The organism is Streptomyces sp. GESEQ-35, assembly GCF_017948485.1.
GTDB lineage: Bacteria > Actinomycetota > Actinomycetes > Streptomycetales > Streptomycetaceae > Streptomyces.
Genome location: NZ_JAFFSX010000023.1, coordinates 124,694 through 147,229, shown reverse-complemented (window position 1 = coordinate 147,229; position 22,536 = coordinate 124,694). Strand labels below are relative to the sequence as shown.

The 22,536-nt window shown below is 65.6% G+C and carries 34 protein-coding genes; 33 read left to right on the top strand and 1 reads right to left on the bottom strand.

Annotated elements, in window-relative coordinates:
- Window positions 1–103: 103 nt before the first annotated feature.
- Complete coding sequence (locus tag KCH87_RS34955; protein WP_210591659.1) at window positions 104–820, bottom strand: Crp/Fnr family transcriptional regulator; 717 nt, start codon at window positions 818–820, stop codon at window positions 104–106.
- 243 nt (window positions 821–1,063) lie between these two features.
- Between KCH87_RS34955 and KCH87_RS34950 the strand changes: the two genes are divergently transcribed.
- From KCH87_RS34950 to rpsM, 33 genes are all read left to right on the top strand, one after another.
- Window positions 1,064–1,684 (top strand): DUF1707 and DUF4190 domain-containing protein, encoded by a 621-nt coding sequence (locus KCH87_RS34950; RefSeq protein ID WP_374199076.1) that lies wholly within the window; start codon window positions 1,064–1,066, stop codon window positions 1,682–1,684.
- 310 nt (window positions 1,685–1,994) lie between these two features.
- Complete coding sequence (rpsL, locus tag KCH87_RS34945; protein ID WP_003948652.1) at window positions 1,995–2,366, top strand: 30S ribosomal protein S12; 372 nt, start codon at window positions 1,995–1,997, stop codon at window positions 2,364–2,366.
- A 2-nt stretch (window positions 2,367–2,368) separates the two neighbouring features.
- The gene (rpsG, locus tag KCH87_RS34940) at window positions 2,369–2,839 is read left to right on the top strand and encodes a 30S ribosomal protein S7 (RefSeq protein WP_007384059.1); all 471 of its coding nucleotides are present in this window, start codon (window positions 2,369–2,371) and stop codon (window positions 2,837–2,839) included.
- 39 nt (window positions 2,840–2,878) lie between these two features.
- Window positions 2,879–5,008, top strand: a complete 2,130-nt coding sequence (gene fusA / locus KCH87_RS34935; RefSeq protein WP_210591657.1) for an elongation factor G — start codon at window positions 2,879–2,881, stop codon at window positions 5,006–5,008.
- Window positions 5,009–5,163: 155 nt separating this feature from the next.
- Window positions 5,164–6,357, top strand: a complete 1,194-nt coding sequence (gene tuf, locus KCH87_RS34930; protein ID WP_147995149.1) for an elongation factor Tu — start codon at window positions 5,164–5,166, stop codon at window positions 6,355–6,357.
- A 303-nt stretch (window positions 6,358–6,660) separates the two neighbouring features.
- Complete coding sequence (locus KCH87_RS34925) at window positions 6,661–7,809, top strand: acyltransferase family protein (RefSeq protein ID WP_374199078.1); 1,149 nt, start codon at window positions 6,661–6,663, stop codon at window positions 7,807–7,809.
- Window positions 7,810–8,291: 482 nt separating this feature from the next.
- Window positions 8,292–8,600: a 30S ribosomal protein S10 gene (gene rpsJ, locus KCH87_RS34920; protein ID WP_003948644.1), complete on the top strand. Its 309-nt coding sequence runs from the start codon at window positions 8,292–8,294 to the stop codon at window positions 8,598–8,600.
- Window positions 8,601–8,617: 17 nt separating this feature from the next.
- Window positions 8,618–9,262, top strand: coding sequence for a 50S ribosomal protein L3 (rplC, locus tag KCH87_RS34915; protein ID WP_030619125.1), 645 nt, complete (start codon window positions 8,618–8,620; stop codon window positions 9,260–9,262).
- A gap of 7 nt (window positions 9,263–9,269) precedes the next feature.
- Window positions 9,270–9,926 (top strand): 50S ribosomal protein L4, encoded by a 657-nt coding sequence (rplD, locus tag KCH87_RS34910; protein WP_210591651.1) that lies wholly within the window; start codon window positions 9,270–9,272, stop codon window positions 9,924–9,926.
- On the top strand, window positions 9,926–10,345 hold the full coding sequence (gene rplW / locus KCH87_RS34905) for a 50S ribosomal protein L23 (RefSeq protein WP_210591648.1): 420 nt from the start codon (window positions 9,926–9,928) through the stop codon (window positions 10,343–10,345). Before rplD ends, rplW begins: the two co-directional genes overlap by 1 nt.
- A 38-nt stretch (window positions 10,346–10,383) precedes the next feature.
- Window positions 10,384–11,220 carry a 50S ribosomal protein L2 gene (gene rplB, locus KCH87_RS34900; RefSeq protein ID WP_093824855.1) on the top strand — a complete coding sequence of 279 codons (837 nt, stop codon included), beginning with the start codon at window positions 10,384–10,386 and terminating at the stop codon, window positions 11,218–11,220.
- Between the two features lie 12 nt (window positions 11,221–11,232).
- Window positions 11,233–11,514: a 30S ribosomal protein S19 gene (gene rpsS, locus KCH87_RS34895; RefSeq protein ID WP_007384069.1), complete on the top strand. Its 282-nt coding sequence runs from the start codon at window positions 11,233–11,235 to the stop codon at window positions 11,512–11,514.
- 40 nt (window positions 11,515–11,554) lie between these two features.
- Complete coding sequence (rplV, locus tag KCH87_RS34890) at window positions 11,555–11,902, top strand: 50S ribosomal protein L22 (RefSeq protein ID WP_210591645.1); 348 nt, start codon at window positions 11,555–11,557, stop codon at window positions 11,900–11,902.
- Entirely contained in the window at window positions 11,902–12,753 is an 852-nt protein-coding gene (rpsC, locus tag KCH87_RS34885; RefSeq protein WP_210591642.1) for a 30S ribosomal protein S3, read from the top strand. The genes rplV and rpsC overlap by 1 nt, the downstream gene beginning before the upstream one ends.
- 5 nt (window positions 12,754–12,758) lie before the next feature.
- Window positions 12,759–13,178, top strand: coding sequence for a 50S ribosomal protein L16 (gene rplP, locus KCH87_RS34880; RefSeq protein ID WP_210591640.1), 420 nt, complete (start codon window positions 12,759–12,761; stop codon window positions 13,176–13,178).
- Window positions 13,178–13,402: a 50S ribosomal protein L29 gene (rpmC, locus tag KCH87_RS34875; protein ID WP_005481220.1), complete on the top strand. Its 225-nt coding sequence runs from the start codon at window positions 13,178–13,180 to the stop codon at window positions 13,400–13,402. Before rplP ends, rpmC begins: the two co-directional genes overlap by 1 nt.
- Window positions 13,402–13,689, top strand: coding sequence for a 30S ribosomal protein S17 (rpsQ, locus tag KCH87_RS34870; RefSeq protein ID WP_053753927.1), 288 nt, complete (start codon window positions 13,402–13,404; stop codon window positions 13,687–13,689). Before rpmC ends, rpsQ begins: the two co-directional genes overlap by 1 nt.
- A 100-nt stretch (window positions 13,690–13,789) precedes the next feature.
- Entirely contained in the window at window positions 13,790–14,158 is a 369-nt protein-coding gene (gene rplN, locus KCH87_RS34865; protein ID WP_003992364.1) for a 50S ribosomal protein L14, read from the top strand.
- 2 nt (window positions 14,159–14,160) lie between these two features.
- On the top strand, window positions 14,161–14,484 hold the full coding sequence (gene rplX, locus KCH87_RS34860) for a 50S ribosomal protein L24 (protein WP_210591638.1): 324 nt from the start codon (window positions 14,161–14,163) through the stop codon (window positions 14,482–14,484).
- Complete coding sequence (rplE, locus tag KCH87_RS34855; protein ID WP_210591636.1) at window positions 14,484–15,041, top strand: 50S ribosomal protein L5; 558 nt, start codon at window positions 14,484–14,486, stop codon at window positions 15,039–15,041. The genes rplX and rplE overlap by 1 nt, the downstream gene beginning before the upstream one ends.
- Before the next feature lie 5 nt (window positions 15,042–15,046).
- Window positions 15,047–15,232, top strand: a complete 186-nt coding sequence (locus tag KCH87_RS34850) for a type Z 30S ribosomal protein S14 (protein WP_003948630.1) — start codon at window positions 15,047–15,049, stop codon at window positions 15,230–15,232.
- A 211-nt stretch (window positions 15,233–15,443) separates the two neighbouring features.
- On the top strand, window positions 15,444–15,842 hold the full coding sequence (gene rpsH, locus KCH87_RS34845; protein ID WP_013001411.1) for a 30S ribosomal protein S8: 399 nt from the start codon (window positions 15,444–15,446) through the stop codon (window positions 15,840–15,842).
- Window positions 15,843–15,866: 24 nt separating this feature from the next.
- A complete protein-coding gene (gene rplF, locus KCH87_RS34840; RefSeq protein ID WP_210591634.1) occupies window positions 15,867–16,406 on the top strand; it encodes a 50S ribosomal protein L6 in 540 nt (179 codons plus the stop codon).
- A gap of 3 nt (window positions 16,407–16,409) precedes the next feature.
- A complete protein-coding gene (rplR, locus tag KCH87_RS34835) occupies window positions 16,410–16,793 on the top strand; it encodes a 50S ribosomal protein L18 (protein WP_210591632.1) in 384 nt (127 codons plus the stop codon).
- 40 nt (window positions 16,794–16,833) lie between these two features.
- Entirely contained in the window at window positions 16,834–17,442 is a 609-nt protein-coding gene (rpsE, locus tag KCH87_RS34830) for a 30S ribosomal protein S5 (RefSeq protein ID WP_013001409.1), read from the top strand.
- On the top strand, window positions 17,442–17,624 hold the full coding sequence (gene rpmD, locus KCH87_RS34825) for a 50S ribosomal protein L30 (protein WP_005481207.1): 183 nt from the start codon (window positions 17,442–17,444) through the stop codon (window positions 17,622–17,624). Before rpsE ends, rpmD begins: the two co-directional genes overlap by 1 nt.
- 2 nt (window positions 17,625–17,626) lie before the next feature.
- Complete coding sequence (gene rplO, locus KCH87_RS34820) at window positions 17,627–18,082, top strand: 50S ribosomal protein L15 (protein ID WP_031041533.1); 456 nt, start codon at window positions 17,627–17,629, stop codon at window positions 18,080–18,082.
- A gap of 243 nt (window positions 18,083–18,325) precedes the next feature.
- The gene (gene secY, locus KCH87_RS34815; RefSeq protein ID WP_210591630.1) at window positions 18,326–19,639 is read left to right on the top strand and encodes a preprotein translocase subunit SecY; all 1,314 of its coding nucleotides are present in this window, start codon (window positions 18,326–18,328) and stop codon (window positions 19,637–19,639) included.
- Entirely contained in the window at window positions 19,639–20,301 is a 663-nt protein-coding gene (locus KCH87_RS34810; protein ID WP_210591628.1) for an adenylate kinase, read from the top strand. The genes secY and KCH87_RS34810 overlap by 1 nt, the downstream gene beginning before the upstream one ends.
- A 134-nt stretch (window positions 20,302–20,435) precedes the next feature.
- On the top strand, window positions 20,436–21,272 hold the full coding sequence (gene map / locus KCH87_RS34805; RefSeq protein ID WP_210591626.1) for a type I methionyl aminopeptidase: 837 nt from the start codon (window positions 20,436–20,438) through the stop codon (window positions 21,270–21,272).
- Between the two features lie 251 nt (window positions 21,273–21,523).
- Window positions 21,524–21,745, top strand: coding sequence for a translation initiation factor IF-1 (infA, locus tag KCH87_RS34800; protein WP_003948620.1), 222 nt, complete (start codon window positions 21,524–21,526; stop codon window positions 21,743–21,745).
- Window positions 21,746–21,802: 57 nt separating this feature from the next.
- Window positions 21,803–21,916 (top strand): 50S ribosomal protein L36, encoded by a 114-nt coding sequence (gene rpmJ, locus KCH87_RS34795; RefSeq protein ID WP_003998809.1) that lies wholly within the window; start codon window positions 21,803–21,805, stop codon window positions 21,914–21,916.
- A 223-nt stretch (window positions 21,917–22,139) separates the two neighbouring features.
- Window positions 22,140–22,520, top strand: a complete 381-nt coding sequence (rpsM, locus tag KCH87_RS34790) for a 30S ribosomal protein S13 (protein WP_053753917.1) — start codon at window positions 22,140–22,142, stop codon at window positions 22,518–22,520.
- Window positions 22,521–22,536 lie beyond the last annotated feature (16 nt).

The window sequence follows — 22,536 nt, the reverse complement described above, 5'->3', positions numbered from 1 at the left end:
ACTGGTGCCCAGCACGATGACTGGCCCTGGACGCGCGGCGAAGGCCCGATGACACGGACGAACTGTGACCGTGTGCACAGACGGGACGGCGGCTCCCGTGCCGTCAGGCCGTGCTCCCGGCGACGATGCGGCGCAGTACGTCGGGACGGAGTACGACGATGCTGCGGCGCCGGGTGACGACCACCTGACGGCTTCGCAGGTCCTTGAGGAGCCGGGCGACCGCTTCCCGTGAGGAGCCGACGGAGCCCGCGAACTCCTGCTGGCTGAGGCCGATGGTGAGTTCGATTCCCTCGTCGGTGCGCTTGCCGTGGGTACGCACGAGTTCGAGCAGGAGGACGGCCAGCCGCTCACGCACTGTCAGGGCGGCCCATTCCAGCCTGCGGCGGTCCGTCGAGCGCTGCCGGTCGGTGGCGAGGCTGAGCAGGCGCAGGGTCACGCGGGCGTTCTCGGCGAGGAACGCGGTGAAATGGCACTGTTCGACGACGACCGCCTCGACCGGCTCCAGGGCGGTGACCGTCGCGGAGCGCCGGCTCCTGCTGAGGGCCGCGCCCTCGCCGACTATGTCCCCCGGGCCGCGCAGGGCGAGCAGGGCCTCGTAGCCGTTGACGGCGATCACCGTGACCTTGGTCCAGCCGTGCAGGAGGAGCAGCACATGGGTGGACGGCTCGTTCTGGCGCATGACGACGCTGCGCGCCGGGTAGCTCAGCGGGCGGCCGATGGCGAGCAGGGCGACCCGGTCCTCCTTTTCCAGCCGTGCGAGGAACGGCACCCTGTCGTCGAAACCGTCGTCGTCCCATACGTGCGTCTGCCCCCCGAGCATGCCTTTCTCCCCCACGTTCACCTGCACCGATGTGCCTTCGCAACCTGTCAACGTACTTGAAGGAAAGGCCCGGGAAACCGGCGACAACCGGCCGCCGTGGCCGAGGTGCTCGCATCGGCTCGGCTCAGCCGCCCGACGGTCTCGGGGATGTCTCCGGGTTTTCTCCGGGTCGTCCCCGGTGCCGGACATGCCGGTTTCGGCGCATCATGGAGGAACTCCGACCAGTTACGGGGGAGGTGCTCCATGACGCACCCGTCGTGGCAGCCGTGGCAGGGGAAAGACGCCCCGCGACAGTGGCAGGTGAGCCATCCCCCGCAGCGGTGGCAGGGTGACGGCGTCCCGCAGCCATGGGCCGGCCAGGACGGTCCGGCCCAGGCGTGGGCCGGCCCCGACAGCCCGTCCATGCTTGCCTCGCATGCCGACCGTGAGCGCGCCGTGGACGTGCTCAGGGCGGGGTACGGCGAAGGGCGACTGGAGCAGCCCGAGTTCGAGAAGCGGGTCGCGCGGGCCTACACGGCTCGTACGGTCGGTGAGCTGGCGCTTCTGGTCGCCGACCTGCCGTTGGGCCCCGTACCGCACCCTGCGCCCGTCACGAGCGTGCCGGGGACGTTCCTGCCGATGCGGCCGAGGATGAACAGCAAGGCCGTCGGTTCCGCGGTCTGCGGTGGGATGTGTCTGGTGACGTTCGGGCTGACCGGCATCCCCGCCGTGGTGCTGGGCCACGCCGCCCGCGCCGAGATCCGCCGCACCGGGGACGCGGGCGACGCGCTCGCCCTCACCGGGCTCGTGCTCGGCTGGCTTTCCACCGTCGCCTGGGCGCTCATACTGACAGCGATGATCGTGGCCGCGGCCGCCGCCGCCTGACGGATCCCGGCGAGGGATTCGAAGATCATCGGTGACGTTGGGGCTTGACATGCTCCGTACGGCGATGCGGTCCAGGTCCATTTGTTTTGACCGCAGCGAATGAGGTAGGTACGCTCAGACCTTGTGCCTGGGGTGTGCCCTGGCTCTCGTGCGTGCCTTCAACCGCATAAGGGGAGCCGTCACTGGCCACCGCAATCCGCGCCCTTCCCGCCTCGCGGCGGGATTCTGCAGGATTCGACACACCCGACCGCGTGGGTCGGCGACGTTCCAGGTTAGCTTCACCATTCGGCACACAGAAACCGGAGAAGTAGTGCCTACGATCCAGCAGCTGGTCCGGAAGGGCCGGCAGGACAAGGTCGAGAAGAACAAGACGCCCGCGCTCGAGGGTTCGCCCCAGCGCCGCGGCGTCTGCACGCGTGTGTTCACGACCACCCCGAAGAAGCCGAACTCGGCCCTGCGTAAGGTCGCGCGTGTGCGTCTGACCAGCGGGATCGAAGTCACCGCTTACATTCCGGGTGAGGGACACAACCTGCAGGAGCACTCCATCGTGCTCGTGCGTGGTGGCCGTGTGAAGGACCTGCCGGGTGTTCGCTACAAGATCATCCGCGGTTCCCTTGACACTCAGGGTGTGAAGAACCGCAAGCAGGCCCGCAGCCGCTACGGCGCCAAGAAGGAGAAGTAGAAATGCCTCGTAAGGGCCCCGCCCCGAAGCGCCCGGTCATCATCGACCCGGTCTACGGTTCTCCTCTTGTCACGTCGCTCATCAACAAGGTGCTGCTGAACGGCAAGCGCTCCACCGCCGAGCGCATCGTTTACGGCGCCATGGAGGGCCTGCGCGAGAAGACCAGCAACGACCCGGTCATCACGCTCAAGCGCGCTCTCGAGAACATCAAGCCGACCCTTGAGGTCAAGTCCCGCCGTGTCGGTGGCGCCACCTACCAGGTGCCGGTCGAGGTCAAGCCCGGCCGCGCCAACACCCTGGCGCTGCGCTGGCTGGTCGGTTACTCCCGCGCCCGTCGCGAGAAGACCATGACCGAGCGTCTCCTCAACGAGCTTCTCGACGCCTCGAACGGCCTCGGCGCGGCCGTGAAGAAGCGCGAGGACACCCACAAGATGGCCGAGTCCAACAAGGCCTTCGCGCACTACCGCTGGTAGTCGCTACCCCCATCGAGACCGAGAGAAGACTGAAGCCTTATGGCTACCACTTCACTTGACCTGGCCAAGGTCCGCAACATCGGGATCATGGCCCACATCGACGCGGGCAAGACGACCACCACCGAGCGGATCCTCTTCTACACCGGCGTCAGCTACAAGATCGGTGAAGTCCACGACGGCGCTGCGACCATGGACTGGATGGAGCAGGAGCAGGAGCGTGGCATCACGATCACCTCTGCTGCCACCACCTGTCACTGGCCGCTCGAGGACAACGACTACACGATCAACATCATCGACACCCCCGGGCACGTCGACTTCACGGTCGAGGTGGAGCGTTCGCTCCGCGTCCTCGACGGTGCCGTCACGGTGTTCGACGGTGTCGCCGGTGTCGAGCCGCAGTCCGAGACGGTGTGGCGTCAGGCCGACCGTTACGGCGTGCCGCGCATCTGCTTCGTGAACAAGCTGGACCGTACCGGCGCCGAGTTCCACCGCTGCGTGGACATGATCTCGGACCGCCTGGGCGCCCAGCCGCTGGTCATGCAGCTTCCGATCGGTGCCGAGGCCGACTTCAAGGGCGTTGTGGACCTGGTCCGCATGAAGGCGCTCGTGTGGTCCGCCGAGGCGGCCAAGGGCGAGATGTACGACGTCGTCGACATCCCGGCCACGCACGTCGAGGCTGCCGAGGAGTACCGCGGCAAGCTGATCGAGGGCGTCGCCGAGAACGACGAAGAGATCATGGAGCTGTACCTGGAGGGCCAGGAGCCCACCGAGGAGCAGCTGTACGCCGCGATCCGTCGCATCACCATCGCGTCCGGCAAGTCCAACGACACCACGGTCACCCCGGTGTTCTGTGGCACCGCGTTCAAGAACAAGGGCGTTCAGCCCCTGCTCGACGCGGTTGTGCGCTACCTCCCGACTCCGCTTGACGTCGAGGCCATCGAGGGCCACGACGTCAAGGACCCGGAGCTCGTGATCAAGCGCAAGCCGTCCGAGGACGAGCCGCTGTCCGCCCTCGCTTTCAAGATCATGAGCGACCCGCACCTGGGTAAGCTCACCTTCGTCCGGGTCTACTCGGGCCGCCTGGAGTCCGGCACCGCCGTGCTGAACTCCGTCAAGGGCAAGAAGGAGCGCATCGGCAAGATCTACCGTATGCACGCGAACAAGCGTGAGGAGATCGAGGCGGTGGGCGCCGGCGACATCGTCGCCGTCATGGGCCTGAAGCAGACCACCACCGGTGAGACGCTGTCCGACGACAAGAACCCGGTCATCCTGGAGTCCATGGACTTCCCGGCGCCGGTCATTCAGGTCGCCATCGAGCCCAAGTCCAAGGGTGACCAGGAGAAGCTGGGTGTCGCCATCCAGCGTCTCGCGGAGGAGGACCCCTCCTTCCAGGTTCACTCGGACGAGGAGACCGGCCAGACCATCATCGGTGGTATGGGCGAGCTGCACCTCGAGGTGCTGGTCGACCGTATGCGCCGTGAGTTCAGGGTCGAGGCCAACGTCGGCAAGCCGCAGGTCGCGTACCGCGAGACGATCCGCAAGGCCGTCGAGCGCGTGGACTACACCCACAAGAAGCAGACCGGTGGTACCGGTCAGTTCGCCAAGGTGCAGATCGCGATCGAGCCCATCACCGAGGCCGACGGTCCGGCGTACGAGTTCGTGAACAAGGTCACCGGTGGCCGTATCCCGCGGGAGTACATCCCGTCGGTGGACGCCGGTGCGCAGGAGGCCATGCAGTTCGGCATCCTCGCGGGCTACGAGATGACGGGCGTCCGCGTCACGCTTCTCGACGGTGGCTACCACGAGGTCGACTCCTCCGAGCTCGCGTTCAAGATCGCCGGTTCGCAGGCCTTCAAGGAGGCCGCGCGCAAGGCCAGCCCCGTGCTGCTCGAGCCGATGATGGCCGTCGAGGTCACCACGCCCGAGGACTACATGGGTGAGGTCATCGGCGACATCAACTCCCGCCGTGGTCAGATCCAGGCCATGGAGGAGCGGGCCGGTGCCCGCGTCGTGAAGGGTCTCGTGCCCCTCTCGGAGATGTTCGGCTACGTCGGAGACCTCCGCAGCAAGACATCGGGTCGCGCAAGCTACTCGATGCAGTTCGACTCCTACGCCGAGGTTCCGCGGAACGTCGCCGAGGAGATCATCGCGAAGGCCAAGGGCGAGTAACGCACTCCGTTCACACGCTTTAGGCTTGACTCCGGAGCCTCAGGGGGCATTCCGCCACAATCATGGTGAGAATGCCCCGGGCCCGGGCTTTCCAGCAAAGATCACCTGGCGCCGATGAAGCAAGGCGTTCAGAACCACTCCACAGGAGGACCCCAGTGGCGAAGGCGAAGTTCGAGCGGACTAAGCCGCACGTCAACATCGGCACCATCGGTCACATCGACCACGGTAAGACGACCCTCACGGCCGCCATTACCAAGGTGCTGCACGACGCGTACCCGGACCTGAACGAGGCCTCGGCCTTCGACCAGATCGACAAGGCTCCTGAGGAGCGCCAGCGCGGTATCACCATCTCCATCGCGCACGTCGAGTACCAGACGGAGACGCGTCACTACGCCCACGTCGACTGCCCCGGTCACGCGGACTACATCAAGAACATGATCACGGGTGCGGCGCAGATGGACGGCGCCATCCTCGTGGTCGCCGCCACCGACGGCCCGATGCCGCAGACCAAGGAGCACGTGCTCCTGGCCCGCCAGGTCGGCGTTCCGTACATCGTCGTCGCCCTGAACAAGGCCGACATGGTGGACGACGAGGAGATCCTGGAGCTCGTCGAGCTCGAGGTCCGTGAGCTGCTCTCCGAGTACGAGTTCCCGGGCGACGACCTGCCGGTCGTCAAGGTCTCCGCGCTCAAGGCCCTTGAGGGCGACGCCGAGTGGGGCAAGACCGTCCTCGACCTGATGAAGGCCGTCGACGAGAACATCCCGCAGCCCGAGCGTGACGTCGACAAGCCGTTCCTGATGCCGATCGAGGACGTCTTCACGATCACCGGTCGTGGCACGGTCGTCACCGGCCGTATCGAGCGTGGTGTCCTCAAGGTCAACGAGACCGTCGACATCGTCGGCATCAAGACCGAGAAGACCACCACCACGGTCACCGGCATCGAGATGTTCCGCAAGCTGCTCGACGAGGGCCAGGCCGGTGAGAACGTCGGTCTGCTCCTCCGTGGCATCAAGCGCGAGGATGTCGAGCGCGGCCAGGTCATCATCAAGCCCGGCTCGGTCACCCCGCACACCTCGTTCGAGGCGCAGGCGTACATCCTGTCCAAGGACGAGGGCGGCCGCCACACGCCGTTCTTCAACAACTACCGTCCCCAGTTCTACTTCCGTACGACTGACGTGACCGGTGTTGTGACCCTCCCCGAGGGCACCGAGATGGTCATGCCGGGCGACAACACTGAGATGACCGTTGAGCTCATCCAGCCCGTCGCCATGGAAGAGGGCCTGAAGTTCGCCATCCGTGAGGGTGGCCGGACCGTGGGCGCCGGCCAGGTCACCAAGATCAACAAGTAGTCTTGACCTGGTAGATCTCTGAAAGGGCCCGTATGACTTCGGTCGTACGGGCCTTTTCTTTTTCGAACATGCCCGATGGTTGTGCTCTTGCAAGGTGAAACCTAGTCGAACGTTGTGGGGCGGATTAGCAAGAGTTCCGGGAATTTCGGAGTGCGTGCGGGGGGAATGTTCTTTTCTGTCCCGGTGGGGCGGAACGTACAGCCGTAGCGTGAAGCGGTCGTCCGTGGCCGCCGGGCCCCGAGCAACTACCGAGGATGGCCAGGTCTCTTGATGCAGGGTGTGCGCAGCCGTTTGTCGGTGCCGATGCCGGCGGTGGTGGCCGAACGCCCACCACAGCTGACGCCCACACCGAGCCCAAGCACGTCCACCCGCGCCGCCTTGCGGAAGCGCCCGCGGCTCTATGTCGTCGACGGCATCCGCCTGCTCGCCGCCCTGATGGTGGTCCTGCACCACTTCGTCGGCACCAGCCGGGTCGACAGGCCGGGCAACGTGATCTGGGACCGGCCGGTGTCCGAGATCATGCCGACGGTGTTCCGCATCTCGTCCTTCGGCTGGATCGGCGTCGAGATCTTCTTCGTGATCAGCGGCTTTGTGATCTGCATGTCCTGCTGGGGCCGTACGCCGAAGGACTTCTTCGTGTCCCGGGTGATCCGCCTCTACCCCGCCTACTGGTTCGCCGTCTTCTTCACGACGGCCGTGCTGGTGCTCATGCCCGGGGTGTGGGAGCGGCTGTCGATGCGGAAGGTCCTGTTCAACCTGACGATGCTGCAAGCGGGTTCGGGCGTTCCGAACGTCGACGGCGTGTACTGGACCCTCTGGTCCGAGCTCCGTTTCTATCTGCTGTTCCTCATCGTCGTCGCCATGGGCCTGACCTACCGCAGGGTCGTCATCTTCTGCTGCGTCTGGGGCGCCGCCGCGATGCTCGCCCCGATCTCCAAGTTCCCGCTGATGGTGCTGGTCGCCGACCCGAGCGCCGCCTGGTACTTCATCGCCGGCCTCGCCCTCTACCTGATGCACCGCTTCGGCCAGGACCTGCTGCTGTGGGGCATCCTCGCGATGGCCTGGCTCATGGGCCAACTGGAGCTGGGGGAGCGGGTCGGGCACGAGGGGGTCAGCAGCTGGCGCGGCGCGGTGGTCATCTTCACCGCCTTCATGCTGTTCATGGTCGCCGTCGCCCTCGGCTACACCGACCGCATCCAGTGGAAGTGGCTGGTGACGGCGGGCTCCCTGACCTACCCGCTCTATCTCGTGCACTACGTCGCCGGAACGGTGCTCATCAGCCGCCTGCACAACACGTTGGACCCGCGGTTGCTGATCGCGGGCCTCATCGCCGGGTTCCTGGTGCTGGCCTGGCTGGTGCACCGACTCGTGGAACGGCCGGTGGCGCGGGCGTTGAAGAGAGGGCTGGACTCTTCCTTCGTACGGTTGCGGGACTTCCAGCGGGCGGCCTGAGAAGGCCTGGGCGGACTCGGTGGGGACTCGCCGCGGGCCGCGCGGCACGCACCGGTGTTTGACCTACGTCACCCTCGGGGTATTCTCTCCGGCTCGATTGGCCAGCCCCCTGCCCCATATGGCAGACTGTCCGAGTTGCTCGGTCGAGTGTTGATGCTGCGCGCCTCCCGCCGGGAGGACCGGAAGCGAGTCCCACAGTACTCGTCGCCCTAACTGCCTTACGGCAGCGCTGGGGCGGACGTACGGGAATCTTCCGGGAAGTGTCAGTGCAGCACAGGCCAGGCACCCGGTGGCCCGCGTCAGCTAATAGATGCAGTCGCCCTCGGCTTGCGGTTCCGGAAGGGCCGTGTTCCCCAGCAAGGGATGTTCCATATGGGACATCTGTGTCAGTGGGAGTGCGACACACCCGACCGCGTGGGTCGGCGGAAACGAAGCGAACACCGGGTTCCAGAGCGTACGAGAGACAGGATTGCTGAGTAGCCATGGCGGGACAGAAGATCCGCATCCGGCTCAAGGCCTACGACCACGAGGTCATCGACTCCTCGGCGAAGAAGATCGTCGAGACGGTGACCCGCACTGGTGCGTCGGTCGCGGGCCCGGTGCCGCTGCCCACTGAGAAGAACGTGTACTGCGTCATCAAGTCGCCGCACAAGTACAAGGACTCGCGCGAGCACTTCGAGATGCGCACGCACAAGCGCCTGATCGACATCCTCGACCCGACCCCCAAGACCGTTGACTCTCTGATGCGACTCGACCTCCCGGCCGGTGTCGACATCGAGATCAAGCTCTGAGGGTCGGTGATCTGAGAATGGCTAAGCAGATCAAGGGCATCCTGGGCGAGAAGCTCGGCATGACGCAGGTGTGGGACGAGAACAACCGTGTTGTTCCGGTCACCGTCGTCAAGGCCGGCCCGAACGTCGTGACCCAGGTCCGTACGAATGACAGTGACGGCTACGAGTCGGTCCAGATCGCCTTCGGCGAGATCGACCCGCGCAAGGTGAACAAGCCCCTCAAGGGCCACTTCGCCAAGGCCGACGTCACGCCCCGCCGCCACCTCGTCGAGATCCGCACCGCGGACGCCTCCGAGTACACGCTGGGTCAGGAGATCTCCGCGGAGGTCTTCGAGGCCGGCGTCAAGGTGGACGTGACCGGCAAGAGCAAGGGCAAGGGCTTCGCCGGTGTCATGAAGCGTCACAACTTCAAGGGCCTCGGCGCCGGTCACGGCACCCAGCGCAAGCACCGCTCTCCCGGTTCCATCGGTGGCTGCGCCACCCCGGGCCGTGTGTTCAAGGGCCTCCGCATGGCGGGGCGTATGGGCAACGAGCGGGTCACCACCCAGAACCTGACCGTCCACGCCGTTGACGCGGAGAAGGGTCTGCTGCTCATCAAGGGCGCGGTTCCCGGTCCGAACGGCGGCCTCGTCCTGGTCCGCACCGCGGCCAAGGGGGCCTGAGGTACCGATGAGCACTGTTGACATCCTTTCGCCCGCTGGCGAGAAGGCCGGTAGCGTCGAGCTCCCCGCGGAGATCTTCGACGTGGAGAAGATCAGCGTTCCGCTGCTTCACCAGGTCGTCGTCGCACAGCTGGCCGCTGCCCGCCAGGGCACCCACAAGACCAAGACCCGCGGTGAAGTCCGTGGTGGTGGCAAGAAGCCTTACCGCCAGAAGGGCACCGGCCGCGCCCGTCAGGGTTCGACCCGTGCGCCGCAGTTCGCCGGCGGTGGCGTCGTCCACGGCCCGCAGCCGCGTGACTACTCGCAGCGGACCCCGAAGAAGATGAAGGCCGCGGCCCTGCGCCACGCCCTCACCGACCGGGCCCGCAACAACCGCATCCACGTCGTCTCCGGCGTCATCGAGGGCGAGTCGCCTTCGACGAAGGCCGCGAAGACGCTCTTCGGCAAGATCAGCGAGCGCAAGAACCTGCTGCTCGTCATCGACCGTGCCGACGAGGCCGCGTGGCTGTCCGCCCGCAACCTGCCCCAGGTCCACATCCTGGAGCCGGGCCAGCTGAACACGTACGACGTTCTCGTCTCGGACGACGTGGTCTTCACCCAGGCCGCTTTCGAGTCCTTCGTGTCCGGCCCGAAGGCCAATGACACCGAAGGGAGCGAGGCCTGATGGCTATCCGTCACCCCTCCATCGCCTCCAAGGCCGCCAAGGCCAAGAAGGTCGCGCGCGTCGCCAAGGCGCGTCGCCACGAGGCCGAGGGCAAGAACACCGTCGTCACCCCGCTGAGCAAGTCGTACACGGACCCCCGTGACGTCCTGCTGAAGCCGGTCGTGTCGGAGAAGAGCTACGCGCTCATCGACGAGAACAAGTACACGTTCCTGGTCGACCCGAGTGCCAACAAGACCCAGATCAAGCAGGCCGTCCAGGCGGTCTTCTCGGTCAAGGTCACCGGGGTCAACACGATCAACCGCCAGGGCAAGCGCAAGCGGACCCGCACCGGCTTCGGCCAGCGTGCGGCCACCAAGCGCGCGATCGTGACCCTCGCTGAGGGCGACCGTATCGACATCTTCGGCGGTCCGACCGCGTAAGCGGGTCGGATCGTCCGATATCGGACGAGGACTGAGAAATGGGAATCCGCAAGTACAAGCCGACTACGCCGGGCCGTCGCGGCTCCAGCGTCGCCGACTTCGTCGAGGTCACGCGGTCCACGCCGGAGAAGTCGCTGGTCCGCCCGCTGCACAGCAAGGGCGGCCGTAACAACGCCGGTCGTGTGACCGTTCGCCACCAGGGTGGCGGACACAAGCGCGCCTACCGTGTCATCGACTTCCGTCGCCATGACAAGGACGGCGTGCCGGCGAAGGTCGCGCACATCGAGTACGACCCCAACCGCACCGCGCGCATCGCGCTGCTGCACTACGCGGACGGCGAGAAGCGTTACATCCTCGCCCCCCGCAACCTGTCGCAGGGCGACCGCGTCGAGAACGGTCCCGGGGCCGACATCAAGCCGGGCAACAACCTGGCGCTCCGCAACATCCCGGTCGGTACCACGATCCACGCGATCGAGCTCCGTCCCGGTGGCGGCGCCAAGTTCGCCCGTTCCGCCGGTGCCTCCGTGCAGCTGCTCGCGAAGGAGGGCTCGATGGCCCACCTCCGCATGCCGTCCGGTGAGATCCGCCTGGTCGACCAGCGCTGCCGCGCCACGGTCGGCGAGGTCGGCAATGCCGAGCAGTCCAACATCAACTGGGGCAAGGCCGGGCGCAAGCGCTGGCTGGGCGTCCGCCCGACCGTTCGCGGTGTGGCGATGAACCCGGTTGACCACCCCCACGGTGGTGGTGAGGGCAAGACCTCCGGTGGTCGCCACCCGGTCAGCCCCTGGGGTCAGAAGGAAGGTCGTACTCGTTCGCCCAAGAAGGCGTCGAACAAGTACATCGTCCGCCGCCGCAAGACGAACAAGAAGCGCTAGGAGCGGGTTTAGATGCCGCGCAGTCTCAAGAAGGGGCCCTTCGTCGACGACCACCTGATCAAGAAGGTGGACGCCCAGAACGAAGCCGGTTCCAAGAACGTCATCAAGACCTGGTCCCGTCGCTCGATGATCGTCCCGGCCATGCTGGGCCACACGATCGCGGTGCACAACGGCAAGACCCACATCCCGGTGTTTGTCACCGAGTCCATGGTCGGCCACAAGCTCGGCGAGTTCTCGCCGACGCGCACCTTCCGGGGTCACGTCAAGGACGACCGGAAGTCGAAGCGCCGCTAAGGCGGGGTGAACGACCATGACAAACACTGAAGGGACAACCATGGAAGCCAGGGCCCAGGCGCGGTACATCCGCGTCACGCCCATGAAGGCCCGCCGCGTGGTGGACCTCATCCGTGGCATGGACGCCACGGAGGCTCAGGCGGTCCTGCGTTTCGCCCCGCAGGCCGCCAGCCAGCCGGTGGGCAAGGTGCTGGACAGCGCCATCGCCAACGCCGCGCACAATTACGACCACACCGATGCCGACAGCCTCTTCGTTTCCGAGGCGTACGTCGACGAGGGTCCGACCCTGAAGCGGTTCCGTCCGCGCGCCCAGGGCCGTGCCTACCGGATCCGCAAGCGGACCAGCCACATCACCGTGGTCGTCAGCAGCAAGGAAGGAACCCGGTAATGGGCCAGAAGGTAAACCCGCATGGGTTCCGGCTCGGTATCACGACCGACTTCAAGTCGCGTTGGTACGCCGACAAGCTGTACAAGGACTACGTCAAGGAAGACGTCGCCATCCGTCGGATGATGACGTCCGGCATGGAGCGCGCCGGTATCTCGAAGGTGGAGATCGAGCGCACCCGTGACCGCGTCCGTGTGGACATCCACACCGCGCGCCCGGGCATCGTCATCGGCCGTCGTGGCGCCGAGGCCGACCGCATCCGCGGTGACCTGGAGAAGCTGACCGGCAAGCAGGTCCAGCTGAACATCCTCGAGGTCAAGAACCCGGAGACGGACGCTCAGCTGGTGGCCCAGGCCGTCGCCGAGCAGCTGTCCTCCCGTGTCTCCTTCCGCCGTGCCATGCGTAAGAGCATGCAGTCGGCGATGAAGGCGGGCGCCAAGGGCATCAAGATCCAGTGCGGTGGCCGTCTCGGCGGCGCCGAGATGTCCCGCTCGGAGTTCTACCGCGAGGGCCGTGTGCCCCTGCACACGCTCCGCGCAAACGTCGACTACGGCTTCTTCGAGGCCAAGACGACCTTCGGCCGTATCGGTGTGAAGGTCTGGATCTACAAGGGCGATGTCAAGAACATCGCCGAGGTCCGCGCCGAGAACGCCGCTGCCCGTGCGGGTAACCGCCCGGCCCGTGGTGGCGGTGCGGGCGGCGACCGCCCGGCCCGCGGCGGTGGCCGTGGTGGCGAGCGTGGCGGCCGCGGCCGCAAGCCGCAGCAGCAGTCCGCGCCGGCTGCCGAGGCCCCCAAGGCCGAGGCTCCCGCCGCCGCTGCCGCTCCGGCTGAGAGCACCGGAACGGAGGCCTGACCGACATGCTGATCCCCCGTAGGGTCAAGCACCGCAAGCAGCACCACCCGAAGCGCCGTGGTCAGGCCAAGGGCGGTACGACGGTTGCGTTCGGCGAGTACGGCATCCAGGCCCTCACGCCGGCGTACGTGACCAACCGCCAGATCGAGGCGGCCCGTATCGCCATGACCCGCCACATCAAGCGTGGTGGCAAGGTCTGGATCAACATCTACCCGGACCGCCCGCTCACGAAGAAGCCTGCCGAGACCCGCATGGGTTCCGGTAAGGGTTCTCCGGAGTGGTGGGTCGCGAACGTGCACCCGGGCCGGGTCATGTTCGAGCTGTCCTACCCCAACGAGAAGATCGCGCGCGAGGCCCTGACCCGTGCGGCTCACAAGCTGCCGATGAAGTGCAAGATCGTCAAGCGCGAGGCAGGTGAAGCGTGATGTCGGCCGGTACCAAGGCGTCCGAGCTGCGCGAGCTGGGTGACGAGGAGCTGCTCAACAAGCTCCGCGAAGCCAAGGAAGAGCTGTTCAACCTCCGCTTCCAGGCGGCGACGGGTCAGCTCGAGAACCACGGTCGGCTCAAGGCCGTCCGTAAGGACATCGCGCGGATCTACACCCTGATGCGTGAGCGCGAGCTGGGCATCGAGACGGTGGAGAGCGCCTGATGAGTGAGAGCAACGTGACTGAGCAGACTGCAGAGGCCCGCGGCTTCCGCAAGACCCGTGAGGGTCTCGTCGTCAGCGACAAGATGGACAAGACCGTCGTCGTCGCCGTCGAGGACCGCGTCAAGCACGCCCTGTACGGCAAGGTCATCCGCCGTACGAACAAGCTCAAGGCGCACGACGAGCAGAACGCTGCGGGCGTCGGCGACCGTGTCCTCCTCATGGAGACGCGTCCGCTGTCCGCGACGAAGCGCTGGCGCATCGTCGAGATCCTCGAGAAGGCCAAGTAATTCCTGCGGGGCAAATCCCGCAGGTCAGTTCCGCCAGGCTCGGCAGGGGCTTCGTCACTGAAGCCCCTGCCGGGAACCGGCAGACAAACAGGAGATAGACGTGATCCAGCAGGAGTCGCGACTGCGTGTCGCCGACAACACTGGTGCGAAGGAGATCCTTTGCATCCGTGTGCTCGGTGGCTCCGGTCGCCGCTACGCGGGCATCGGTGACGTCATCGTCGCCACCGTCAAGGACGCGATCCCCGGCGGCAACGTGAAGAAGGGTGACGTCATCAAGGCGGTCATCGTTCGCACCGTCAAGGAGCGCCGCCGTCCGGACGGCTCGTACATCCGCTTCGACGAGAACGCCGCTGTCATTCTGAAGAACGACGGCGACCCTCGCGGCACCCGTATCTTCGGCCCGGTCGGCCGTGAGCTGCGCGAGAAGAAGTTCATGAAGATCATCTCGCTCGCGCCGGAGGTGCTGTAAGCATGAAGATCAAGAAGGGCGACCTGGTCCAGGTCATCACCGGTAAGGACAAGGGCAAGCAGGGCAAGGTCATTGCCGCTTTCCCGCGCGAGGAGCGCGTCCTGGTCGAGGGTGTCAACCGGGTCAAGAAGCACACCAAGGCCGGTCCGACCGCTCGCGGTTCGCAGGCCGGCGGCATCGTCACGACCGAGGCGCCGATCCACGTCTCCAACGTCCAGCTGGTCGTTGAGAAGGACGGCAACAAGGTTGTCACGCGTGTCGGTTTCCGCTTCGACGACGAAGGCAACAAGATCCGCGTTGCCAAGCGGACGGGTGAGGACATCTGATGACTACCACCACGACTCCGCGTCTGAAGACGAAGTACCGCGAGGAGATCGCGGGCAAGCTGCGTGAGGAGTTCTCCTACGAGAACGTCATGCAGATCCCCGGCCTCGTCAAGATCGTGGTCAACATGGGTGTGGGCGACGCCGCCCGCGACTCCAAGCTGATCGACGGCGCCATCCGCGACCTCACCACGATCACCGGTCAGAAGCCGGCCGTCACCAAGGCCCGCAAGTCCATCGCGCAGTTCAAGCTGCGTGAGGGTCAGCCGATCGGTGCCCACGTCACGCTCCGTGGCGACCGCATGTGGGAGTTCCTGGACCGCACCCTGTCGCTCGCGCTGCCGCGCATCCGCGACTTCCGTGGTCTGTCCCCCAAGCAGTTCGACGGCCGTGGCAACTACACCTTCGGTCTCACGGAGCAGGTCATGTTCCACGAGATCGACCAGGACAAGATCGACCGCGTCCGGGGTATGGACATCACCGTGGTCACCACGGCGACCAACGACGCTGAGGGCCGTGCCCTTCTCCGTCACCTCGGCTTCCCCTTCAAGGAGGCGTAAGCGAGATGGCGAAGAAGGCTCTGATTGCCAAGGCTGCTCGTAAGCCCAAGTTCGGTGTACGTGGCTACACGCGCTGCCAGCGCTGCGGCCGTCCGCACTCCGTGTACCGCAAGTTCGGCCTCTGCCGTGTGTGCCTTCGTGAGATGGCTCACCGTGGCGAGCTGCCGGGCGTGACCAAGAGCTCCTGGTAATCCCCCAAATAAGGGATTCCGGAAGCTCTCGGTAAGTAAAGGGCAGTGTCAGGAGCCCACCTCTCCATGGCTTAGGCTTGGGGGGTTGGGCGCCTGACGCCCATACGACTTACTACGCCGTAGGTCCACCGCGCCGCACCCGTCCCGTCTCGGATCGGGGAGAGGGATGGCGCACCAGGAAACCCCGGCGAGAGAGGCCGAAGGCCAATTCATGACCATGACTGATCCGATCGCAGACATGCTTACGCGTCTGCGGAACGCGAACTCGGCATACCACGACTCCGTGACGATGCCGGCATCGAAGATCAAGTCGCACATCGCGGAGATCCTCCAGCAGGAGGGCTTCATCACGGGCTGGAAGGTCGAGGACGCCGAGGTCGGCAAGAACCTCGTTCTCGAGCTGAAGTTCGGCCCGAACCGTGAGCGCTCCATCGCGGGCATCAAGCGGATCTCCAAGCCCGGTCTCCGGGTTTACGCGAAGTCCACCTCCCTGCCCAAGGTGCTCGGTGGCCTCGGCGTGGCGATCATCTCCACGTCCCACGGGCTCCTCACCGACAAGCAGGCCGGCAAGAAGGGCGTAGGCGGAGAAGTTCTCGCCTACGTCTGGTAGCGGAAGGGAACGGAGGAAACAGCTATGTCGCGCATTGGCAAGCTCCCCATCACGGTTCCCGCCGGCGTGGACGTCACCATCGACGGCCGTACGGTCTCGGTCAAGGGCCCCAAGGGTTCCCTGAGCCACACCGTTGCCGCGCCGATCGAGATCGCCAAGGCTGAGGACGGCGTTCTGAACGTCACCCGCCCCAACGACGAGCGTCAGAACAAGGCCCTGCACGGCCTGTCCCGCACGCTGGTGGCGAACATGATCACCGGCGTGACCCAGGGTTACGTGAAGAAGCTCGAGATCAGCGGTGTCGGTTACCGAGTGACCGCCAAGGGTTCGAACCTCGAGTTCGCGCTCGGCTACAGCCACCCGATCCTGGTCGAGGCCCCCGAGGGCATCGCCTTCAAGGTCGAGAACCCGACGCGGTTCTCGGTCGAGGGCATCGACAAGCAGAAGGTCGGCGAGGTTGCGGCCAACATCCGCAAGCTGCGCAAGCCCGACCCGTACAAGGCCAAGGGCGTCAAGTACGAGGGCGAAGTCATCCGCCGCAAGGTCGGAAAGGCGGGTAAGTAAGCCATGGCATACGGACAGAAGATCCTGAAGGGCGACGCCTACAAGCGCGCCGCGATCAAGCGCCGTCACATCCGGATCCGTAAGCGGATCGCCGGTACGGCGGAGCGTCCCCGCCTGGTCGTTACCCGCTCCAACCGCCACATCGTGGCCCAGGTGATCGACGACATCCAGGGTCACACCCTGGCGTCGGCGTCCACCCTGGACACCTCGATCCGCGGTGCCGAGGGTGACAAGTCGACCCAGGCCAAGCAGGTCGGCGCCCTGGTCGCCGAGCGTGCCAAGGCCGCCGGTGTCGAGGCTGTCGTATTCGACCGTGGTGGCAATCAGTACGCCGGGCGCATCGCCGCTCTGGCGGACGCCGCCCGCGAAGCCGGCTTGAAGTTCTGAGCCGTTCGTAGCTAGCGGAAAACGAAGAGAGGTAATTCCAATGGCTGGACCCCAGCGCCGCGGTGGCGGTGCCGGTGGCGGCGAGCGGCGGGACCGGAAGGGCCGTGACGGCGGCGCAGCTGCCGCCGAGAAGACCGCGTACGTTGAGCGCGTTGTCGCGATCAACCGCGTCGCCAAGGTTGTGAAGGGTGGTCGTCGCTTCAGCTTCACTGCGCTCGTCGTAGTGGGCGACGGTGACGGCACCGTGGGTGTCGGTTACGGCAAGGCCAAGGAGGTGCCGGCCGCCATCGCCAAGGGTGTTGAGGAGGCCAAGAAGCACTTCTTCAAGGTCCCCCGTATCCAGGGCACCATCCCGCACCCGATCACGGGCGAGAAGGCTGCGGGCGTCGTCCTGCTCAAGCCTGCTTCCCCCGGTACCGGTGTTATCGCCGGTGGCCCGGTGCGTGCCGTGCTCGAGTGCGCGGGCGTGCACGACATCCTGTCGAAGTCGCTCGGCTCGTCGAACGCGATCAACATCGTGCACGCGACCGTGGAGGCCCTGAAGGGTCTGCAGCGTCCCGAGGAGATCGCGGCCCGCCGTGGTCTGCCCCTCGAGGACGTCGCTCCCGCGGCTCTGCTGCGTGCGCGTGCCGGGGCTGGTGCTGCGTAATGGCACAGCTCAAGATCACGCAGACGAAGTCGTACATCGGCAGCAAGCAGAACCACCGTGACACCCTGCGCTCCCTTGGTCTCAAGGGCATCAACACGCAGGTCGTCAAGGAGGACCGCCCCGAGTTCCGCGGCATGGTGCACACCGTCCGCCACCTCGTGACGGTCGAGGAGGTCGACTGATCATGGCGGAGAACAACCCGCTGAAGATCCACAACCTCCGTCCGGCCCCCGGCGCCAAGACCGCCAAGACCCGTGTCGGTCGTGGTGAGGCGTCGAAGGGCAAGACGGCCGGTCGTGGTACCAAGGGCACCAAGGCCCGCTACCAGGTTCCGGAGCGCTTCGAGGGCGGGCAGATGCCCCTCCACATGCGTCTCCCGAAGCTCAAGGGCTTCAAGAACCCGTTCAAGACCGAGTTCCAGGTCGTGAACCTCGACAAGCTGTCCGCGCTGTACCCGGAGGGTGGCGAGGTCACCGTCGAGGGTCTCGTCGCCAAGGGTGCCGTTCGCAAGAACAGCCTCGTCAAGGTGCTCGGCCAGGGCGAGATCTCCGTGGCGCTTCAGGTGACGGTCGACGCCGTCTCCGGCTCCGCCAAGGAGAAGATCACCGCCGCCGGCGGCACCGTCACCGAGCTCGTCTGAACACCACAGGCGTCTCGATGACTTGAGCGATCCCGACCGGGGATACCCCACAAATGGGGTATCCCCGGTTGGTCGTTCCAAGGGTGGCAGTCCCGCGGGTAAGGTGGCCTGCACTGCCAACTTTTACTGAGTGCGTCGCATGAGGCACTCAGAGCGGCAGTTGACCGTTACATATGTCGTTATCCATCGGAAGCTCACAACCGTCACCCTTGACGCAGTAGCGCGGGGGTCGCAGGAGGCACCGTGCTCACCGCGTTCGCCCGGGCGTTCAAGACGCCCGACCTGCGCAAGAAGCTGCTCTTCACGCTCGGCATCATCGTGGTGTACCGGATCGGTACGCACATCCCGATCCCGGGTGTCGACTATCAGAACGTCCAGACCTGTATCGACGTGGCCAAGGGCAACCAGGGGCTGTTCGGTCTGGTGAACATGTTCAGCGGCGGTGCGTTGCTGCAGATCACGATCTTCGCGCTCGGCATCATGCCGTACATCACCGCGAGCATCATCCTGCAGCTGCTGACGGTGGTGATCCCGCGGCTCGAGGCCCTGAAGAAGGAGGGCTCGGCCGGCACAGCGAAGATCACGCAGTACACCCGTTACCTGACCGTGGCACTGGCCATTCTGCAGGGCACCGGCCTGGTCGCCACCGCACGCACCGGCGCACTCTTCCAGGGCTGCCCCGTGGCCGGCGAGATCGTTCCGGACCAGTCGATCTTCGTGACCATCACCATGGTCATCACCATGACCGCCGGTACGGCCGCCGTGATGTGGCTCGGTGAGCTCATCACCGACCGCGGCATCGGCAACGGCATGTCGATCCTGATGTTCATCTCGATCGCCGCGACGTTCCCGTCAGCTCTGTGGGCCATCAAGCAGCAGGGCACCCTGGCCGACGGCTGGATCGAGTTCGGCACCGTCATCCTCGTCGGCCTGTTCATGGTCGGCCTGGTGGTCTTCGTGGAGCAGGCCCAGCGCCGTATCCCGGTGCAGTACGCGAAGCGCATGATCGGCCGCCGGTCCTACGGCGGTACATCCACCTACATTCCGTTGAAGGTGAACCAGGCGGGTGTGATTCCCGTCATCTTCGCGTCGTCACTTCTCTACATCCCGGCGCTGATCGCTCAGTTCTCCGGTGGCAACTCGAGCTGGAAGACGTGGATCGAGTCACACCTGGTGAAGGGCGACCACCCGATTTACATCACGATGTACTTCTTGCTCATCGTGTTCTTCGCGTTCTTCTACGTGGCTATCTCCTTCAACCCCGAAGAAGTAGCCGACAACATGAAGAAGTATGGTGGCTTCATCCCGGGCATCCGGGCTGGCCGACCGACCGCTGAGTACCTGAGTTACGTACTCAATCGGATCACCTGGCCGGGTTCGCTGTATCTGGGTCTGATCGCTCTCGTCCCGACAGTGGCGTTGGCTGGTTTCGGGGCAAACCAGAGCTTCCCCTTCGGCGGTACCAGCATCCTGATCATCGTGGGTGTCGGTCTCGAGACGGTGAAGCAGATCGAGAGCCAGCTCCAGCAGCGCAATTACGAAGGGTTCCTCCGCTGATGCGAATCGTCCTCGTCGGGCCGCCGGGCGCCGGTAAGGGTACGCAGGCCTCGCGCCTTGCCGAGAAGCTGCGCATCCCGCACATCTCCACGGGCGACCTTTTCCGCGCGAACATCAGCCAGCAGACGGAGCTCGGCAAACTCGCGAAGTCCTACATGGACGCCGGCAACCTGGTCCCGGACGAGGTCACCATCGCGATGGCCAAGGACCGCATGGAGCAGCCCGACGCGGAGAACGGCTTCCTGCTCGACGGCTTCCCGCGCAATGTTTCGCAGGCCGAGGCGCTGGACGAGGTCCTGGAGACCGAGGACGTCAAGCTGGACGCGGTCCTGGACCTCGAAGCACCCGAGGAAGAGGTCGTGAAGCGGATCGCCGGGCGGCGGATCTGCCGCAGGGACTCCGCGCATGTGTTCCATGTGACGTACAGCCCGCCGAAGCAGGCCGGTGTCTGCGACGTCTGCGGCGGCGAGCTGTACCAGCGCGACGACGACTCCGAGGACACGGTTCGTAAGCGACTCGAGGTCTACCACACGCAGACCGAGCCGATCATCGACTACTACAAGACGCAGGGCCTGGTCGTGACGATCAACGCGATGGGCCCGGTGGACGAGGTCACCGGTCGCGCGCTGGAAGCGCTGAAGCGCGAGGGCGTCGAGAAGTAGTCATTCGTACGTTGCTGTAGCCGCGGTTCCCTGTCGGGGGGCCGCGGCTCCTGCGTGAGAGCGGACGCAGACCGCGCACGTATGGTTGTTGGAGCAGCCCCTTTTCTCCCCGTTCCAGAAAGGCCCCCGCCGCCATGGTCCAGATCAAGTCCCCTGAGCAGATCGCCAAGATGCGTGAGGCGGGGCTGGTCGTTGCCGCGATTCACGCGGCGACGCGGGAGGCGGCTGTGCCGGGTGCCTCCACGAAGGACTTGGACGAGGTCGCGCGGAAGGTCCTCGCGGAGCACGGAGCGAAGTCGAACTTCCTCGGGTACGGCGGCTTCCCGGCCACCATCTGCACCTCCGTGAACGAGGTCGTGGTCCACGGCATCCCGTCCGACGAGGTCGTCCTCAAGGACGGCGACATCATCTCCGTCGACGCCGGCGCGATCATCGAGGGCTGGCACGGTGACGCGGCCTACACCGTCTTCGTCGGCTCCGGTCATGCTCCGGAACTGGTCGAGCTCTCCCGGGTGACGGAGGAGTCGATGTGGGCCGGCATCGCGGCGATGAAGCAGGGGTCCCGTCTTGTGGACGTCTCCCGTGCCATCGAGACGTACATCCGCCGGCAGCCCAAGCCCGGCGGCGGGCGGTACGGGATCATCGAGGACTACGGCGGTCATGGCATCGGCACGGAGATGCACATGGACCCGCATCTGCTGAACTACGTCGAGAAGCGGCGCGGCAAGGGGCCGAAGCTGGTGCCCGGGTTCTGCCTTGCCATCGAGCCGATGGTGTCCCTGGGCACCCCGAAGACCGAGGTCCTCGCGGACGACTGGACGGTTGTCACCACGGACGGTACGTGGTCGTCCCACTGGGAGCACTCCGTCGCGCTGACCGAGCAGGGGCCGCTGGTGCTGACGTCTCCCGACGGGGGGCGGGCGAAATTGGCTGAGTACGGGGTCGTTGCTGCTCCGGATCCGCTGGGCTGAGCGCCCAATGGGGGGCGGGTTCCTGTTGTGTGGCGACCGCAGCCCGGTGGGGGCTTGTCGCGCAGTTCCCCGCGCCCCTTACGGGGCGCTTCAGTCCCGGGCGCTTAATGATCTGCCTGCCGGGGCAGACTTCCACGATTCGTCTTTCCGGGTGCGCTGACGTAGACTGACTCGTCGGCTCTCGTGCACCCGCATGCCTGCATGCGCCCCGCAAGGGAGTCGATCAAGGTAGTCGATTCGAAGGGCGAAGCGTGGCCAAGAAGCAAGGTGCCATCGAGATCGAGGGCACTGTCGTTGAGTCTCTTCCGAACGCCATGTTCAAGGTCGAGCTCCAGAACGGCCACCAGGTCCTGGCACATATCAGCGGCAAGATGCGTATGCACTACATCCGCATCCTCCCTGACGACCGGGTCGTGGTGGAGTTGTCTCCGTACGACCTGACGCGTGGCCGGATCGTCTACCGCTACAAGTAGATCTTGCCTGTGCCCCGGCTCGCCGGGGTGGTGGCACTGACCCGGAGAACCTCACCAATGAAGGTCAAGCCGAGCGTCAAGAAGATCTGCGACAAGTGCAGGGTGATCCGCCGTCACGGTCGGGTCATGGTCATCTGCGAGAACCCGCGCCACAAGCAGCGCCAGGGCTGACGCAAGACCGAACCTCTGCATCCGCAGACTTCGCGCGACGTAAGCAGTACATGTTCATACGCGGAATCCAGGGCTGAGACTCATCAGGCCTGATACCCCCGGTCGGAGGCCGGGGACCCAGTTCGTACCTAATCTTTGGCTGCATCTTTTGAACAGCGTGAAGAGGCCGGCGGCTGGGAGTCGGTTCCGCGTCAGACCTCCGAACGACAACTGGAGCCATTGAATGGCACGCGTTTCCGGTGTTGACATCCCGCGCGAAAAGCGCGTGGAGGTCGCCCTGACCTACGTGTTCGGCATCGGCCGGACGCTTTCGCAGCTCACGCTGGCGGAAACGGGCATCGACCCGAACACCCGTGTTCGCGACCTCTCCGAGGAGCAGCTCGTCGCGATCCGCGAGTACGTGGACAACAACATCAAGACCGAGGGTGACCTCCGTCGTGAGGTCCAGGCCGACATTCGCCGCAAGGTGGAGATCGGCTGCTACCAGGGCCTCCGTCACCGTCGTGGTCTGCCCGTCCGCGGTCAGCGCACCAGCACGAACGCTCGTACCCGCAAGGGCCCGCGTCGCGCCATCGCCGGTAAGAAGAAGCCGGGCAAGAAGTAGTCCGCAGCGGACAACG